Raw genomic sequence first — 17554 nt, 5'->3', positions numbered from 1 at the left:
GTAGAGGTATAGATGACGTGGAAAGATTTATTTTTTTACATATTACGACGATACTGGCCACCCACTTCGTAGAGAACAGAAGTAATTTGCCCGAGGGATGCAACTTGAACGGTGTTCATAAGTTCCGCGAAGAGATTTCCATTGTGTCTGGCAACCTCTTTAAGACGTTGCAGGGCGATTTCGGCTTCAGAAGCATAACGCTTCTGGAACTCTTGTACGTGAGCGACTTGTAATTCTTTTTCACTAGCATCTGCACGGGATAATTCAATCTCTGTCTCTTCAGGTGGATGAGGGTTTTCAAATGTATTCACGCCGATGATAGGGAGTTCCCCGGAGTGCTTTTTCATCTCATAATACATCGATTCCTCTTGGATTTTGCTACGTTGATACTGCGTTTCCATCGCACCAAGTACCCCACCGCGATCGCTAATTCGTTCAAACTCCTGCAATACGGCTTCTTCCACTAAATCTGTTAGTTCATCGATGATAAAGGCACCTTGCAATGGATTTTCGTTTTTGGCTAATCCGAGTTCTTTAGTAATGATCATCTGAATCGCCATAGCACGACGAACTGACTCTTCTGTAGGCGTGGTGATCGCTTCATCATACGCATTGGTATGAAGGGAGTTGCATTGATCATAGATCGCCATCAATGCTTGCAAAGTGGTACGAATGTCGTTAAAGTCGATTTCTTGGGCATGAAGTGAGCGTCCAGAGGTCTGGATATGATACTTTAGCTTCTGGCTACGTTCGTTTGCACCGTAGAGACGTTTCATCGTAATCGCCCAGATCCGGCGAGCCACACGGCCGATAACGGTATACTCTGCGTCAAGTCCATTGCTAAAGAAGAAAGAAAGATTATGAGCAAAATCATCTACATTCATCCCACGACTCTTATAGTACTCAACATAGGTAAATGCATTAGCCAGGGTGAAAGCGAGCTGTGAGATGGGATTGGCCCCTGCTTCGGCAATGTGGTAACCGCTAATACTAACCGAATAGTAGTTACGCACTTGGTTTTGGATGAAAAACTCTTGCATGTCCCCCATCATTTTGAGTGCAAATTCGGTTGAGAAGATACACGTGTTTTGACCTTGATCTTCTTTTAAGATATCTGCTTGCACGGTTCCCCTTACCGTACGCAGAGTAAATGCGCGGATTTGATTCCGTTCTTCTTCGCTTGGCTCTCTACCTTCGCGCTCTGTAAACAAGTGAACCTGCTGATCGATCGCCGCATTTAGGTACATAGCTAGGATAATCGGTGCAGGACCATTAATCGTCATCGATACACTAGTGTTCGGAGCACAGAGGTCAAATCCGGAAAATAGCTCCGCCATGTTATCTAAGGTACAGATACTAACACCTGATTCTCCTACTTTTCCATAGATGTCTGGGCGCTCTGCTGGATCTTCGCCGTACAGCGTCACACTATCAAAAGCGGTCGAGAGGCGTTTGGCCGTGTCATTTTTGGATAGATAATGGAAACGGCGATTGGTACGTCCAGGAGACCCTTCTCCAGCAAACTGACGCTTCGGATCTTCGTCTGCCCTCTTCAGCGGAAATACCCCCGCCGTATATGGGAACTGGCCAGGTACGTTTTCTCTTAACAACCAACGCAACCGTTCCCCCCAATCCTTAAAACGCGGCAGAGCGACCTTCGGAATTTTGCTACCCGATAAGGTTTCGTTGTATAAAGGAGTGCGGATTACGCGATCCCTCACTTTGGATTCTAGAAAGTCTTGACGATACATCGACTGGAGCTGTTCCCACTCATCTAGCATTTTTTTATGATGCGGTAGCAACTCTAGCTCCTTTTTCTGGGTGACCTGCTCGATTCCCTGCACAACTTCTCTCTCAATCGATTGGGTAGCAAGTAGATTTCGAGCTCCATATAGCTGATAGAGTTCGGTTGCTATTTTTGCTTGTTCCTCAACATCTTCATAGTACTTGCGAACGGTCTGAGCTAAATCCCGAAGATAGTGGATTCTCTCTGGTGGGATAATATATTCTAACTGACTGGTACCAATAGGTATATCGATCGTTGAGACCCAGTCTACTTCACACTTCACACCGATCGATTCAACCATCTTTTTATAGAATAGATTGGTTCCGGGATCATTATAACGAGAGGCCATTGTACCGTAGACGGGAATCGCTTCTTCTGGTGAATGAAAGAGGTTATGATTACGTCGATATTGCTTCTTCACATCACGTAATGCATCTAATGAACCTCGACGATCAAACTTATTAATTGCAATGAGATCTGCATAATCTAGCATCTCAATCTTCTCTAGTTGAGATGGAGAGCCAAACTCTGCCGTCATCACATAGATGGATAAATCACTGATTGGGACAATATCGGCATTTCCTTGCCCGATTCCGCTTGTCTCCACGATGATTAGGTCATAACCCGCGCTCTTCACGACTTGAATCGCTTCTTGAATTGCTCCACTTAGCTCAGTACGAGTTTTACGTGTTGCCAAACTGCGCATATAAACGCGTGGATGATGAACCGCGTTCATGCGGATCCGATCGCCGAGTAGTGCGCCACCTGTCTTCTGTTTCGATGGGTCAATCGAGAGAATCGCCACTTTCTTATCCGGAAAATCCTCGAGAAAACGACGTACCAACTCATCGGTTAATGAGCTTTTCCCTGCTCCACCTGTACCTGTGATCCCGATAACGGGAATGCGCTTTGCAGTGGATGGCAAGTCGGCTAACCAGCTTTTCGATAGTGTCGCCGCCGATTCATCTAGCACATTCCGTTGCTCAAAAGTCTGCTCTACATATGAAATCGCTTTAGCTACTGCTTGGAAGTCACCTTGCACGAGAGATTCCTTTGACCCATTCGGCTTTTGGACAGTCGGATAATCAGTCTTACGGACCATAAAATTAATCATCCCCTGTAGCCCTAGGACCCGACCATCTTGTGGAGAGAAGATTTTCGTCACTCCATACGCTTCCAGTTCCTCGATCTCACGTGGGATGATGACACCACCACCACCACCAAACACTTTGATATTGGCATTTTCTTCTCTTAATAAGTCAATCATGTATTTAAAAAACTCGATATGTCCGCCTTGATAGGACGAAATCGCAATCCCCTGCACATCTTCTTGAATCGCCGCTCTGACAATCTCCTCTACCGAACGATTATGACCCAGATGAATGACTTCCACCCCTGAATCTTGAAGCAAACGACGCATTAAATTAATCGAAGCATCATGACCATCAAACAAACTGGCAGCTGTTAAAAACCGAACAGCATGCTTGGGACGTACAATTTCTGTTTCCATCATCGTCTCACCCCTTGTTTGGTATCTCTATCATTAATAGGGAAACTTGCTTTTCTGTATATTCTTCGAGTGTGTACATTTTTCTTAGTGCCCAATAGCGAAAGGCCCACATCTGCCCTAGTACGACAATATTGTGTGCCGTTAGTCGAACAGAAGAGACAGGGATCTGGAATGAGCCATCTTTGATCCCTTGTACTAACATTTTTTCAAAAAAAAGCGTGATCTCTTCCTCTCTCGCTAGCACTAGCTTCATCTGCTCACGGGGAAGAGATTTCGTTTCTTGATAGATTAGTACTACATAGGGACGTAGTTCATCCATGATTTGAAAATATTGGGCGAGGCTCGATTCTAGCATTTCCTTAGCTGTTAGATGATGTGAGGAAATGGAATGGAGTTTTTCTAGTAATAAGGAATGAATATAGTGACAAACGAGATAGAGAACATCCTCTTTGGACTGAATGTATTCATACATCGTCCCAATCGACAAACCACACTCACGAGCGATCTCGCGGGTGGTTGTTTTATGGAATCCCTTCTCGATAAATAGCCTAACTGCCCCTTCTACAATCTGTTGCCGTCGCTCTTGTACAAGTCTCTGGTTTTTAATCATAGAGGGAATCACTTCCTGCTTCTTAGTCACTACATCCCCTCCCGATCCTGTCTAATCAGATGACTCTTGACCCATTCACGAGCAAATTGGTGGGGCAACTTCTTGCCATGCCAAACCTCATTCATCTGCTCTTGGAATGCAGGTTCCTGGGTACATTGCTGAAGATAGGCCTGAAACTCAGCATCAATTCTCTCTTTTATCTCACGGACCGTTTGCTCCTTACGGCGACGAATCCCTTCACCACTTTCTTGTAAAAAGACTCGATGATGCTGAAACTGCTCCCATAATTCAACGATCCCCTTTCCTTGTATCGGAATCGTCTGGGATACCGTCGGGCTCCACTCGCTGTGATCATGTGTTACATGTACATACTGTTCAATCTCAGCAACCATCTTCACCGCCCCGGAGATGTCCGCTTTATTCACCACATACAGATCAGCGATCTCCATCACACCTGCTTTAAACACCTGCACCACATCACCACTATGCGGATGAACAACCAAAGCCACACTATCCACTAGATGCATGATTTCTAGCTCCGATTGCCCCACACCCACAGTCTCTACGATGATCACATCAAAGCCCGCCGCATCTAGCACACGAACCGCATCTTTGGTAGCACGCGAAAGACCTCCGAGACTACCCCGACTACCCATGCTACGAATAAATACGCCCTCATCCAACGCATGACGAACCATTCGTACACGGTCACCGAGGATCGCTCCTCCCGTAAAGGGGCTTGTTGGATCTACTACAATAACTCCCACACGTAGTCCCTTCGCTCGGAGTGTCGTGATTAAACAGTCAATCAATGTGCTCTTTCCAGCTCCAGGAGGACCCGTAATCCCAATGACATATGCTTTTTTTTCTAGTCGTTCTAATTCTTGTATTAAAAACTCTGCGTCCGAATGATTATTTTCTAAGAAGGTGATCACTCGTGCAATCGCCCTTCTTTCCCGATTTTTAATCCCCTGGATCCAGTCCTTCATCCGATATCACTCTTATTCATTCGAAATATATTTCGCGATGACAACACGCTGAATCTCGTTGGTTCCTTCATAAATCTGAGTAATCTTCGCATCCCGCATCATACGCTCCACTGGATACTCGCGTGTATAACCATACCCACCAAAAACCTGAACCGCTTCGGTCGTCACTTCCATCGCTGTATCTCCTGCGAATAACTTCGCCATCGCAGATGCTTTGCCATATGGAAGTCCCTTCGCTTCTAGCCATGCCGCTTGATACGTAAGCAGACGAGAAGCTTCGATCTTGGTTGCCATATCAGCTAGTTTGAATTGGATAGCTTGCAATGCGATAAGTGGCTTACCAAACTGTTTGCGCTCCTTCGCATAAGAGAGTGCTTCCTCATATGCCCCTTGAGCAATCCCCACTGCTTGAGCCGCAATCCCATTTCGTCCGCCATCTAGCGTCTTCATCGCCACCTTAAAGCCTTCTCCCTCAGCTCCTAGGCGCTGACTACTCGAAATACGGCAATCTTCGAAAATAATTTCCGTTGTAGCAGATGCCCGAATCCCCAGTTTCTTCTCCTTCTTCCCGATTGAAAAGCCTGGAGTTCCCTTTTCAACGATAAATGCAGTAATCCCCTTATGTTTGAGCGAAGCATCGGTAACGGCAAAGACGACATAGATCTCTGCATCTCCACCATTGGTAATAAAAATCTTACTTCCATTTAAAATGTAATCGTCTCCGTCCCTGACGGCCGTCGTACGCATCGCGGCAGCATCTGAGCCTGAGCCTGGTTCTGTTAAGCCGTAGGCGCCTAACTTCGTTCCCTCAGCAAGTGGCCTGAGATACTTCTGCTTCTGCTCTTCCGTTCCAAATGTGAAAATGGGATAGCTAGCCAGTGAGATGTGTGCCGATAACGTAACCCCTGTAGATCCACATACACGGGATAGCTCTTCCACTGCGATTACATAGCTAAGATAGTCCGAACCAGCACCGCCGTATTCCTCTCCCCACGGGATTCCTGCCATGCCCAATTTACTCATCTTATCAAAGATCGAACGATCAAAAATCTCATGCTCGTCGCGTTCTGCGGCACTTGGTTTTACTTCTTTTTCAGCGAAATCGCGTACCATTTGGCGCATCATTTCATGTTCTTCTGATAGACGGAATTGCATGTTGTCTTCACCCTTTTTGTTAGGTTTTATCGTTTTAAGGGACCACAGCTTCTCAAATCTACTTCACAATCTCATTCCCAATCACAATCCGCTGAATCTCATTTGTTCCCTCATAGATTTGTGTAACCTTCGCATCTCGGAAGAAACGTTCAACTGGATACTCACGGGAATAACCATATCCACCAAAAACCTGAATCGCCTCTGTCGTAACTTTCATTGCGGCATCTGTCGCAAACATCTTCGCCATGGACGCTTCTTTTTTACAAGGTAATTTCTGCGAGACTAGTTCCGCCGCACGGTAGACTAACAAGCGTGAGGCCTCTATCTGAGTCGCCATATCAGCTAATTTAAATTGAATAGCTTGTATCGCATTAAGTGGTTTCCCGAACTGTTTTCTCTCTTTCGCATAGGCATTTGCCGCCGCATAAGCGCCTTGTGCAATACCTAATCCCTGCGCCGCGATTCCGACACGACCACTTGCTAGATTCGCTAAGGCGATTTCATATCCTTGTCCTTCACGACCGATCAGATGATCTGCTGGAACCCGTGCTTCTTCCAATATCAGCTCACATGTATTGGAACCGTGAAGCCCCATTTTCTTCTCTTTTTTCCCAATCGAGAATCCTGGGGTATCCTTATGCACAAGGAAAGAAGAGATTCCGTAACTCCCTTTATCCGGATCAGTCACGGCAAAAACGGTATACAAATCAGCCGCTTCTGCATTGGTAATAAACATTTTGTTGCCTGTTAAGATGTACTCCTCTCCCACACGCTTAGCTGTCGTGCGAAGCTGACTGGCATCGGATCCCGATTGAGGTTCTGTTAAACCAAATGCGCCGATATACTCTCCACTGGCTAACTTAGGGATATAACGTTGCTTCTGCTGTTCCGTTCCATATCTCAAAAGAGGGAGTGTTCCTACTGAGGTGTGCACAGATAGGATGACCCCTATCGTTGGACTCACTTTCGAAATCTCTTCGATCGCTAGGATATAAGAGATAAAGTCTGCCCCAGATCCACCCCACTCCTCCGCAATCGGGATCCCCATTAAGCCGAGTTCCCCCATCTTCCGAATCACTTCACGTGGAAAGCGGTCCTCTGTCTCCATCCGTTCCACTTCGGGCGCAATTTCTTTCTGAGCAAAATCGCGTACCATTTGCTGTAATAAAATCTGTTCTTCCGTAAACGAAAAACGCATCCAACCCACTCCCAGCTATCCTACTTATATACGTAAAAACCACGTCCACTTTTTCTTCCTAGCCATCCAGCTTTCACATATTTTCGTAGAAGGGGACATGGACGATACTTGGAATCTCCAAATCCTTCATGCAAGGTTTCCATAATATATAAACAGGTATCAAGTCCAATGAAATCAGCCAGCGTGAGCGGTCCCATCGGATGATTCATTCCCAACTTCATCACATCATCCACCGCTTCTGGTGTCGCCACTCCTTCATAAACGGTATAAATAGCTTCATTAATCATCGGCATCAGGATTCGATTCGATACAAAGCCCGGAAAATCATTTACCTCTACTGGATGCTTACCTAGCTCCCTTGATAACTGCTCAACCAAATCATAGGTTGCTTGATCCGTCGCAAGCCCGCGAATGATTTCTACTAGTTTCATCACTGGTACCGGGTTCATAAAATGCATGCCAATCACTTTCTCTGGGCGTTTCGTCATTGCGGCAATTTCGGTGATAGGGAGAGAGGAAGTATTGGATGCAAGAACAGTATGTGCCGGGCAAATTCCGTCTAATTGCTGGAATAACGAAACCTTTGCTTCCATTTGTTCCACAATAGCCTCCACCACTAAATCAGCCTTCGTAGCAGCTACTTTCAGTTCAGTCACACCTGTAATTCGGCTCAAAATAGAATCCATTTCTTCTTGAGAACTACGCCCCTTCTCCACTTGACGCGCTAGGTTCTTTTCGATCGAAGACAATCCTTTTTGTACAAATGCTTCCTGCTGATCTAATAGAGTCACTTCAAAACCAGATTGAGCAAATACCTGAGCAATTCCGCTTCCCATCTGGCCTGCTCCAATGACTGTCACATATTTTATCGACATAAAAACCCCTCCTTCACTTAACCTACTCGAATCAATACAGCATCTCCCTGCGCCGCACCGCTACAAATCGCCGCTACTCCCAGACCACCACCACGACGTTTTAGCTCCTCAATTAAGGTAAGGATAATGCGAGTGCCACTTGCCCCAATCGGATGACCAAGGGCGACTGCTCCACCATTTACATTTATTTTGTCAGGGTTTACACCAAGGATTTTAGCATTCGCAAGCGCGACTACTGAAAACGCTTCATTCATTTCAAATAAATCAATCTGATCAATCGTGAGATTATGTTTCTTCAATAATTTCTGAACAGCATAGGCTGGGGTAATCGGAAAATAAGGTGCCTCTAGACCAATCGCCGCATGTCCTAATAATGTTGCCACTGGCTCCACACCTAACTCTTTTGCCTTCTCGCGAGATGCCAGCACCATTACTGCCGCACCATCATTTACACCAGGTGCATTTCCCGCTGTAATCGTACCGTCTGTCACATAAGCTGGCTTTAACTTGGCTAATGCATCGATACTGGTATCACGACGAACCGCCTCGTCCTGATCGACCACCATCGTTTGCTTGCGAGACTTCACATGAACAGGCACAATCTCATCCGCAAATTTACCTGCATCTATTGCCGCCGCGGCTAGCTGATGGCTTCGAACCGCCCATTCATCTTGCTCTTCGCGACTCACTTCATACTTCTTCGCAATGGCGCTACCGTGTACAATCATATGAACATCATGGAAAGCACACCACAAGCCATCATGTACCATGGAATCTACAGCTTGGCTATTTCCCATACGCATCCCAAACCGACCCTGTGGAAGCAAATACGGAGCATTACTCATACTCTCCATGCCACCTGCCACCATTATCTCCGCATCACCTACGCGAATAATTTGATCGGATAACGTTACACTTCTCATCCCCGAAGCACATACTTTATTAATCGTCTCAGTACGCACTTCCCAAGGAAGATCTGCATAACGAGCCGCTTGACGGGATGGAATCTGCCCAGCACCTGCTTGTAGCACCATTCCCATAATCAGTTCTTCTACTTGGTCAGCCGCTACTCCCGAACGCTGAAGCGCACCTTGAATCGCCACTCCGCCTAACTGAGCAGCCGTTTGATCTTTTAATGCCCCACCAAATTTACCAAATGGAGTACGAGCTCCACCTAAGATTACTGCTTCTCTCACAAACATACACCTCCAGATGAATTCCCAATGGTTTCTCTTGATCGAGCGTTCGTTCATTTTTGGATTGCAACAAATATGCAAACGCTTACAAGTTAAGGATACAGGATTAAATTTTTATTTACAATAGTATTTCATTTCGGTCTAATAAGGATTAGAGAAAGAGTTGGAAAATAAATTAGTAGCATTTAGACTGTTTATTATACTTATATTACACTATTTTCTTTCTTCCTGTCTCCTGCATATTGTAATGCGAGTTAGGGATATTTCTCTGTGTGATATACAAATATGATATAGAGAGGTGTGACCTGGTCAATGTTTTAGATTCGTTTATATAAACTCTAGAAACCGCTGAGAAATAGCCACTGTCTCAGAAATAATAAGGATGTACTTACGTTGTCTATACATAACCTGATGAACAGGAAAGATGTTACTCAGGTAAGCCGACTTTCCGTGTCCTCTAGGCACTGACCAACAAATATATTTTGTAGGTTTTGTAGTCGACAATTCATCTAATTTGTTGCACAGCTCCTGATGAAAATTAGGAGAATCTTCTATACCTGTACCATATGGGATTAAGTTTGTTTCATTATCGGGTTGCGATCATCTGAAAAGTACTCAAACGAAAAAAAGAGAGTATCATAGTACCCTCTAACGATCCTATATATCCTACTGTATCTACCTGTATATATAACAACTATAGTTTTCTCACATACCATAGCCTCCTGAAGCTGATTACCCCTTGCATACCTATCACCTCAGAATCATTATTTAGAATATACATTCTGTTTATAAGCGGAAAAATAGGGACTATAACAGCCCCCGCTTACTATCACTAGCTTAATTTTTCAATCGAATCAAATCTGATGCAACCATTTCGTGATCTGGCAATGTAATTTTTTTCTTCAGAACCCAGCTATCCAGATCGTAAATTTCAATCGAACCACTTGATTTTGTCACCTTTTGATTGTGATCCTGTCTGAGAAGATAAAGGCCATCTGGAAAGGCTCGCATACTTACAATATTGTCAGAACTAATTTTCTTATGTTTGATCACTTTCATTTGATGATCTAGTTCTGCCAACTCTCCCTGAGGATTAACCACAAATAAATGATCCTTATGTTTTGCTAAAATCTGTGGTGTAGCAAAGGGAATCGGATGTTTCTCCACTTTCCATGTATTTACATCTATCGAAGCAACCGATTGATCATTACACCCATAACACGAGGGGATAATCAATTTGTGATTTATCAGTTCGGTTGACAAAGCCACCTCATATTTTTCTTCTAATTTAATTTCCTTGATTACTTCTTTACTTTTCCGATCAATTACTAGGACTACAGGCTCAAAAGCCCCCCCTGATTTTATATTGTTCGATTGGACATAAATATACTTTTCATCCATCTGAGCATCACTTAAAACTCCCTTCCATTCAAGTAATTTTTTCCCCCCTGCTTCTCGGATTTCTAACGTATTTTTTTTGGTATCGTTATTGTAACCTATTACAGTCAATTCAGGTGTTTCTTTAATAAATGCAACATGAGCCTGAACATTCTCCATCTCCACTTTTCCCTCTTTGGAGATGTGGGTAATTTTCTTATCACTGTAGGCAGGCAACGTATATCCTCCAGATGGATGATATTGCACTTTAATACTACACCTTGCTGAAATAGGAATTTTCGACACCTTCTTGCCCGATTCATCAAAGCTGACAAATTCACTCTCTTTTGAACCACAGTCCGTAAAGATAACCCCGTACTCCCCTTTTAATTCATCTGGTTGACAACCAATTGAAATTGAAATGACCACCATAGTCAATAATAGTAACTTGAAGATTCGATAATTGCTTCCCATCTATCTACTCACTCACTTTCAAAAAAGATGTCGGTGGAATTTCCACCGACTTATTCATTAAAAACCTTTTGTATAATAGGCGATTGCTTTCTTGCTCCTATCAATATCAGACGGTAAAACCGCTCCACCACCATTGGAATCTAAATCGTAACCTTGATTCACCCATGCTCTCCAAACAATTGATGAACAGTAATATCTGTCTGTTCTCCGTTTATTAAAGAAATCTCTACTATATGGCTTTCCAACACTATTTTCTGAAAAACTAGCGGCTGATTGGTACTCATCACTCTTTGCACCATCAACCAAATAGGCCGCCCATTTTCTTGTGTTATTTGGCCATGTACTACGGGCTCTATACTGCACTCCACCTTCTGGAAAAGACTCTACAGTGAGACTCGAACTATGTGAGCCAATCCCTGCATGCCCATGTCTAAAACCAGAAGTCTTGTTATCCCATGTGACAAAAACATCTCCTCTTGTATGGTGGCTTGGAGGAAATCCTAACGCACCTACTAGATTCTTTGCATCTTCCACCGTGATGTTCGGATCATTGAATTTTGACCGCAACGCTTCCGCTACTTTTACTGGATCAACTTTTACATCTTTACGAAGGAATTCCTCATAATCTTTCTGCGAACGTTCCCACTCTTTTCTTGCCGCTTCTTGCTCATCTAGTGGCATATTTTTGATAGTTTCCTGCATATCTTGATTGGCTTCCATAATCTTTTTCTGGATAGAATTCTCTTCCTCTGCAAATGCCACAAACGACATACTAGAAAATGCCACTGTACACGATAACAGCAAACCAAAAAATTTACCTCTCATTTCCAATCTCTCCTTCATATATTCTAATAGATAAACTTGATTACCTTTTGAATGTTAGGGAGAAACCAATTTATAGATTATCTATTTGTACATTTCAAATTTCATTCATTAGGTTTATAGATTTCTACTAAAAAATCAGTCTCGCCCTTTTACACCAAAACCAAAATACAAAGGATGAGCCTACTCTTCTCTACATCCACCGTATTTAGTTAAAGATCATGTGAAGCAATGACCAGAGCGACCACTTACTAGGTGTAATAGATTTTCTACCACTTATCTACATTTGACATCACCCCTTTCTCCTGTGGGCTTTAAGTTTGTTTGTCAAAGATTTTTTTAAGCTTCATCCAGAGTAAAAAGCCTTCCTTTTCTTCTTGTATGAGACTGAAAATGTCGACTTCTCTTCCCCGATACACTTTTATCCCTTTAAATTCGACTGCTTCAACCATGTCAAACATTTTAAAGTCAACCTTCTGTTCATCCGTCTTAATAATCTGAACTAAGCTTGTCCGCTTGTCTGGCAAATAGTTAACAAAGCACTTCACACTATTACGCACATTTGCATCTTCAATTTTGCATCCAGACTCTTCTTTTAGTACCTCTAAACTAGGGCTACGGTACAACTCTGACACAACCGATTGAACCTCTTCTTTAGGGCCTGTCACTTGGATTTCTACCATTGTAAATTCTCCTACCTTTCGTTACAGTAGATTATCAGTAATAAAATGTATGCTTTTATATTCTTGTGGTTGTGACAATCTATTGAGTATTTTGATAAATACCCCGGAATATCTATACCTAAATTTCTGTATAGCTGAATGATACTTAAAAAACAATTGTTTTGTCTATGATTTTAGAAATTTGGAAATTCAATTTGTCTAGTTAAAATTCAAAATAAAAATAGGTTTACATGTCAAAATAAAATTTTTCTCTGGTTCACATTCTACTTAGCAAAATATACATAAACCATAAAGAGTCAGCAGGATTATTTATAACAATCAAAGAATTTAAATATAATAATAATTAAAACACTATGAAATGATTTCAATTTCGTTTATTTTTTACTGAAAGGAGAGTTGTTCAATTGAAGACATGCGAGATAGATTCAACATTTATTGAAGAGAATCGAAAAGAGATCGGAATGTTGATTCGCAAAGTCCGAGAAGCTAGAAAACTCCGGTTGAAGGACTGGGACGATGGGAAAATATCAACAACAACTATATCTAACATCGAGCGAGGGACAGACCAACACACAACAGATATGATTATTTATCTACTCGAAAAAATAGGCATATCCACCATGGAAGAACTTTCTGACATGCTTGAGCAAGAAAGGGATATAACAGCACAACTTAACTTTCAACTGAAGTCAGCAGAATCATTTCTGAAATTAGGCCTCTATGATAAGTCAATAAAAACTATGGAGCATATTGATATTACTGATTCACATCCTTCTGCTCCTTTACTCCATTTTCAAAGAGGACAATGTTTAAAAGAAATGGGTAAATGGGAATGTGCTGAAAAATCATTCTTTCATGTCCTAGAGCTATTATCAGATCAAACCGAACCTGATAAAAGTAACATCGAATCTGCTTCTCTTAATGAACTAGCCTTTTGTATGCATCATCATAACAAATTGGATCAAGCACTGCATTTCACTGAAACAGGAATACAATCATTCACGAAAGGAAGCAATAGACAATATTTGATTTTTCGTTTATATTTGAATAAAATAGTTTTCTTGCATAAGTTAAATCGAACTGAAGGTATTCTGACTTTATTAGATGAGATTAGTTCATCTCTTCATAAAGTTACAGATACCAATGTACGATTGAAGTACTACTGGTTAAGGTCACATTACACTCGCAAAGCTGGCGAATTTGAAGAAGCCTTGCATTATGCAGAGCAGGGACTAGAGCTAGCAGAATCAAATGGTTCGTTCAACATGATATTAGAGTTTTGGTTATGTATCGCAAGTGCATTAACTTCTATGGGCAAATTCCAAGAAGCAGAGAAAGGACTTCTGTTAGCTATTGAGTTTCCATCTGATCTAGTTGAATCCAAATCAATGGCCTCTGCACACTTGAAGCTTGGTATTCTTTATTCTCAGCAACAATTGTGGAATAAAGCAGAACCATACTCTAGGACAGCCAGAGAAATGTCATTCAGTCTAAACGATGCACCCATGCTGTTCTCAGCACTAATCTTATCAGGTGATGTCAGTCTTAATCAAAGCGATCCTATTAATGCTGTTCAATTTTATGAAAATGCACAAACACTTGCTCACCGCTATAACTACACAGAATTGGAAATACAAGCATGGTCCCGTCTTGCTAACTACTGGAAAGACGTAGATCAGCAAAAATTCTACTATTGCACTAGTCAGTTTTACTGTTTGCAATCAACTACAAGCTTGAAAGGGGACTACTATTATGATGAAATCGTCGTTTAAAATTCTCATGGGTATTTCCTCTCTAGTTGCTATTTCTACCCTGTTTATGTGGGGCATATTTGATATTAGTTTTAATTCCGTCTCTGTTTCATCTCTGACCAAGGATGTTACACAACGAATTGAACCAGAACCATCATAGAAAGCTCTAGCTACCTTAACAGGTGGCTTTTTTTGTTCAGCTCAGTTTAAAGTATTTTTTGACATAGATATTATTAACAGGCTCCTCTACAGCATTTTTAGGGGTAGCCCCCCCTGTGTACCCCCTCTTATTTTTTTGTTCAACTATTTTTATTTATAGTTACAAAATTATTCTTTTGTTACGTTATTTATGGACAATCTATATACAAAATTAAAGGACAGAAACCTAGACAGCCTCTATCCCTCTTATACTTTGTCTAGGCTTATACCCTATCCAGCTCTGCTAACAATTCAGCTATTCCCTTTTCTTCCACTCATAAATAGTAGATGGATTTATCCCCACCTCATGCGCTATTTGATCGTTTGTCAGACCGTTTACATCCTTGTAGATCATTAGTGCGATCGTCTTGTATTGTTCAGACTTTAACACTGTTCTAGATTTATATTTTCCCACGTCTTACATCTCCCCGATTCTTGATTATTTTCTAGTTAATTTAATTACTGTTAATCCTATCCATTCATCCATATACAGTTCCATACAGTCCATATAGCTCAAGCACTTCTCTATAGTTGACGACATTAATATATACAGAACATTCAGACCTAAAATAGCCACTTATTATAAGTTAGCAATATTACAAGTCCACACTTAAATAAAATAGCCTTTTATCTAATTGAATTGATCCCTCTGTAAAAACCTCCATACTCGGATCAAAAGTATCACCGCCCGGATTATGCCGAACAAACTGAGTAAAGCCTGAAAGAGTCAATTCTGATTCAGACGGCTTACACTCCTTTAAATCTGTGATTACGAAAAGACTATTATCGTCTAGTTCGATCATAAGCCACCGAGGACGGCCTGCAACAAAAGTAAGACGATATACATTATCATAAGGTCTTCCATTCCAGCCAGTAGGTAAAATGAGACCTGCACATAACTGTTCTTGAAACCATTGCTCAATGTCTTTTACTACCGTATCCATTTTAATTCCCTCACTAACGTTTTGGGGCGAGAAATTGTACAGATCCTTCTTTGTATACCTTATGGTAAGTGTCCCCCACAACAATACACTGAGAAAAGTCAAAGAATCTCAAGACCGTTTCACTTTTAGTGTCAGTTCGCTGAAATCCTTTTAAGTCTGTAAAAATAAAAAGGCCATGTTGATCTAATTCAAGTAGGAGCTTACTAGGACGATGTGCGAGAAACTGCAAACGATGAATGTTGTCATATGGACGACCATCCCAACCAGTAGGTAGCATAAGCCATGTCGCTTCATTTTCTTCAAACCAATCTCTAATTTCTACTACTACCTTCTCTAAATTTAATTCTGTTGACATACACCCTACCTCCTCATTTAATTGGAACATCTCGAGTTGCTCCAAACCACTCTTCTTTCGCCGGATATGGTAATAATATCTGATCTCCGCCTCCAGGATATTCAATTCCCGTATCTTTTGCTGTCTGAGGTGCTACTTTCCCTATATTAATGGTAGTACCTTTAGGAATTGTAATTGTAACCTCTTTTTCCATCGTATTTCCCCACTCAGGTAATAGAGCACTGTCCCTTTGTACTTGCACACGGCTTTTGGCTGGTGAGGTCGTAGCAAATGAACCAACTTTTAAAGCCCCTCGTTCACCTTCCTTATTACCATAAACACGATACAAAGTAATCTCTTCATTCGTTACTACTGTTCGATAATTACTATCAGTAAAGGTAGGAATATCACCTTTCCAAATCAACTGTTGATCAATTATTGTAACCTTATCATCAATACCTGTAGGAAATTCCGTCTTACTAGCAAATAGTTTTCCTTTTGCTAACAATTCCTCATAATCTATATCCTTAGGAAGGATTGTTTCATCAAGAGCCTGTGAACTATTTCCACTCGGACAATCAATCTTCCCAGCCAACTGCATCGAAGCAAAATAATGCCTTGTATCCTGCTGTTGTATGGCCACACAATCCGAGAACTTCATTATGTACGGTTCAATCTTCGGCCACACAAACGTAATCCCTGTAAGTAACATCGCACCTGCTGTAGTGGTAGCAAGTATTCTCTTGGCATTACCGAATAGATTATCGCCGAATGACTTTACTTTGTCACCGAATCCTTTGAATGAATCAGAGATTGCATCAAAAGCTTTACTTGCTAGAGGAAATCTACTAGAGATGCCGCCTGCCTTTGAAACAACAGAGCCTGCCTTGCCTGCTTTATCTAAGCCTTTTGTCCCAACGAATATACCGACAATTTGTGTCGTCGCATAACCTAACCACTCTGAACGAGAATTCGCATCACCGTTCACAACCATTCGATCCCACGATTCAGTTATCTCATTCCAGACTCCGCCTACCATATTCGATATGTTGTTCCAGACTTCGCCCGGATGCGTAATCCAATGTCCAAGCTTCTTTCCTGACTCAATCGGATTGAAAACGATATAGGCAAGTAGTCCCAAGGCTCCAACCACTAAGTCAAAGACCCCGATCACAATGTCAGCCAATCCTCGTAATGCACCTTTGATAAAAGAGAATGCCCATTCAACGGCTTGTAGTGCAGGAATCTGCTTCTTCAAAAATGCCCATGCTAATGTAGCTGCAGATCCGATTGCTAATGCCCACTTCCATGCAGTGTCCATGATATCCTGAATCTTAGCACCTAGATCGTCCAATAGATTGTTTATATCATCCCACGTTTCACTACACCAATCTGTGAAACCGTCCCACTTGTCACTAATCCAATCTCCTGCAGACTCTAGCCATCCTTTTTCCGTTGCGGTTGATGTTTGAGCAATGTCTTGATTGAATCCTCCATTTATGGGAGTATTATCGATGTTGAAATCCACAGCATATGCGACACCATTTCCTATGTAACCAAAGCTTAAAAAGACAACCATCATAATAAGTAAGAATTTCGATAATCTTTTTCTATTCGTGTTGTTTCTCATAGATGGAATATCTCCCCCATAA

The 17554-nt window shown here is 41.9% G+C and carries 15 protein-coding genes; 1 reads left to right on the top strand and 14 read right to left on the bottom strand.

The window, feature by feature from the left end; genetic code table 11:
* Positions 1 to 35 precede the first annotated feature (35 nt).
* The 10 genes from icmF to BT147_RS11085 all read right to left on the bottom strand — a co-directional run bounded on the left by icmF (position 36) and on the right by BT147_RS11085 (position 12675).
* Complete coding sequence (gene icmF / locus BT147_RS11130; protein ID WP_072335265.1) at positions 36 to 3296, bottom strand: fused isobutyryl-CoA mutase/GTPase IcmF; 3261 nt, start codon at positions 3294 to 3296, stop codon at positions 36 to 38.
* Between the two features lie 7 nt (positions 3297 to 3303).
* A complete protein-coding gene (locus BT147_RS11125) occupies positions 3304 to 3936 on the bottom strand; it encodes a TetR/AcrR family transcriptional regulator (protein ID WP_072335143.1) in 633 nt (210 codons plus the stop codon).
* Positions 3936 to 4895 (bottom strand): methylmalonyl Co-A mutase-associated GTPase MeaB, encoded by a 960-nt coding sequence (gene meaB, locus BT147_RS11120; protein WP_072335140.1) that lies wholly within the window; start codon positions 4893 to 4895, stop codon positions 3936 to 3938. The genes BT147_RS11125 and meaB overlap by 1 nt, the downstream gene beginning before the upstream one ends.
* A 12-nt stretch (positions 4896 to 4907) precedes the next feature.
* Positions 4908 to 6050 (bottom strand): acyl-CoA dehydrogenase, encoded by a 1143-nt coding sequence (locus tag BT147_RS11115; protein ID WP_072335137.1) that lies wholly within the window; start codon positions 6048 to 6050, stop codon positions 4908 to 4910.
* Positions 6051 to 6108: 58 nt separating this feature from the next.
* Complete coding sequence (locus BT147_RS11110) at positions 6109 to 7248, bottom strand: acyl-CoA dehydrogenase (protein ID WP_072335134.1); 1140 nt, start codon at positions 7246 to 7248, stop codon at positions 6109 to 6111.
* Between the two features lie 20 nt (positions 7249 to 7268).
* Positions 7269 to 8123: a 3-hydroxybutyryl-CoA dehydrogenase gene (locus tag BT147_RS11105; RefSeq protein ID WP_072335131.1), complete on the bottom strand. Its 855-nt coding sequence runs from the start codon at positions 8121 to 8123 to the stop codon at positions 7269 to 7271.
* A gap of 17 nt (positions 8124 to 8140) precedes the next feature.
* Complete coding sequence (locus tag BT147_RS11100) at positions 8141 to 9319, bottom strand: acetyl-CoA C-acetyltransferase (RefSeq protein ID WP_072335128.1); 1179 nt, start codon at positions 9317 to 9319, stop codon at positions 8141 to 8143.
* Between the two features lie 837 nt (positions 9320 to 10156).
* On the bottom strand, positions 10157 to 11170 hold the full coding sequence (locus BT147_RS11095) for a hypothetical protein (protein WP_072335124.1): 1014 nt from the start codon (positions 11168 to 11170) through the stop codon (positions 10157 to 10159).
* Positions 11171 to 11227: 57 nt separating this feature from the next.
* Positions 11228 to 11995 (bottom strand): YiiX/YebB-like N1pC/P60 family cysteine hydrolase, encoded by a 768-nt coding sequence (locus BT147_RS11090; protein ID WP_072335121.1) that lies wholly within the window; start codon positions 11993 to 11995, stop codon positions 11228 to 11230.
* A 311-nt stretch (positions 11996 to 12306) separates the two neighbouring features.
* Positions 12307 to 12675, bottom strand: a complete 369-nt coding sequence (locus BT147_RS11085) for a hypothetical protein (RefSeq protein ID WP_072335118.1) — start codon at positions 12673 to 12675, stop codon at positions 12307 to 12309.
* A gap of 404 nt (positions 12676 to 13079) precedes the next feature.
* Here BT147_RS11085 and BT147_RS11080 point away from each other — a divergent pair, with 404 nt between their 5' ends.
* Positions 13080 to 14447 (top strand): helix-turn-helix domain-containing protein, encoded by a 1368-nt coding sequence (locus tag BT147_RS11080; RefSeq protein ID WP_072335115.1) that lies wholly within the window; start codon positions 13080 to 13082, stop codon positions 14445 to 14447.
* A gap of 433 nt (positions 14448 to 14880) precedes the next feature.
* Here the strand turns inward: BT147_RS11080 and BT147_RS15895 are convergent, their stop codons facing one another.
* The 4 genes from BT147_RS15895 to BT147_RS15890 all read right to left on the bottom strand — a co-directional run bounded on the left by BT147_RS15895 (position 14881) and on the right by BT147_RS15890 (position 17532).
* The gene (locus BT147_RS15895) at positions 14881 to 15039 is read right to left on the bottom strand and encodes a phBC6A51 family helix-turn-helix protein (protein ID WP_286119362.1); all 159 of its coding nucleotides are present in this window, start codon (positions 15037 to 15039) and stop codon (positions 14881 to 14883) included.
* Positions 15040 to 15220: 181 nt separating this feature from the next.
* On the bottom strand, positions 15221 to 15568 hold the full coding sequence (locus BT147_RS11070; protein WP_072335112.1) for a hypothetical protein: 348 nt from the start codon (positions 15566 to 15568) through the stop codon (positions 15221 to 15223).
* A gap of 13 nt (positions 15569 to 15581) precedes the next feature.
* Positions 15582 to 15923, bottom strand: a complete 342-nt coding sequence (locus tag BT147_RS11065) for a hypothetical protein (RefSeq protein WP_072335109.1) — start codon at positions 15921 to 15923, stop codon at positions 15582 to 15584.
* 13 nt (positions 15924 to 15936) lie between these two features.
* Positions 15937 to 17532 (bottom strand): phage tail family protein, encoded by a 1596-nt coding sequence (locus tag BT147_RS15890; protein WP_072335106.1) that lies wholly within the window; start codon positions 17530 to 17532, stop codon positions 15937 to 15939.
* Between the last annotated feature and the right edge of the window lie 22 nt (positions 17533 to 17554).

The organism is Thermoactinomyces sp. DSM 45891 (assembly GCF_900119485.1).
Lineage (GTDB): Bacteria > Bacillota > Bacilli > Thermoactinomycetales > Thermoactinomycetaceae > Baia.
This window is presented reverse-complemented; position numbering and strand designations above follow the sequence as displayed.

Coding starts and splice junctions, on each gene's coding strand:
- meaB (WP_072335140.1), bottom strand. CDS start 4,895: ATGAAGGACTGGATCCAGGGGATTAAAAATCGGGAAAGAAGGGCGATT.
- BT147_RS11110 (WP_072335134.1), bottom strand. CDS start 7,248: ATGCGTTTTTCGTTTACGGAAGAACAGATTTTATTACAGCAAATGGTA.
- BT147_RS11115 (WP_072335137.1), bottom strand. CDS start 6,050: ATGCAATTCCGTCTATCAGAAGAACATGAAATGATGCGCCAAATGGTA.
- BT147_RS11105 (WP_072335131.1), bottom strand. CDS start 8,123: ATGTCGATAAAATATGTGACAGTCATTGGAGCAGGCCAGATGGGAAGC.
- BT147_RS15890 (WP_072335106.1), bottom strand. CDS start 17,532: ATGAGAAACAACACGAATAGAAAAAGATTATCGAAATTCTTACTTATT.
- icmF (WP_072335265.1), bottom strand. CDS start 3,296: ATGGAAACAGAAATTGTACGTCCCAAGCATGCTGTTCGGTTTTTAACA.
- BT147_RS11070 (WP_072335112.1), bottom strand. CDS start 15,568: ATGGATACGGTAGTAAAAGACATTGAGCAATGGTTTCAAGAACAGTTA.
- BT147_RS11085 (WP_072335118.1), bottom strand. CDS start 12,675: ATGGTAGAAATCCAAGTGACAGGCCCTAAAGAAGAGGTTCAATCGGTT.
- BT147_RS11090 (WP_072335121.1), bottom strand. CDS start 11,995: ATGAGAGGTAAATTTTTTGGTTTGCTGTTATCGTGTACAGTGGCATTT.
- BT147_RS11065 (WP_072335109.1), bottom strand. CDS start 15,923: ATGTCAACAGAATTAAATTTAGAGAAGGTAGTAGTAGAAATTAGAGAT.
- BT147_RS11095 (WP_072335124.1), bottom strand. CDS start 11,170: ATGGGAAGCAATTATCGAATCTTCAAGTTACTATTATTGACTATGGTG.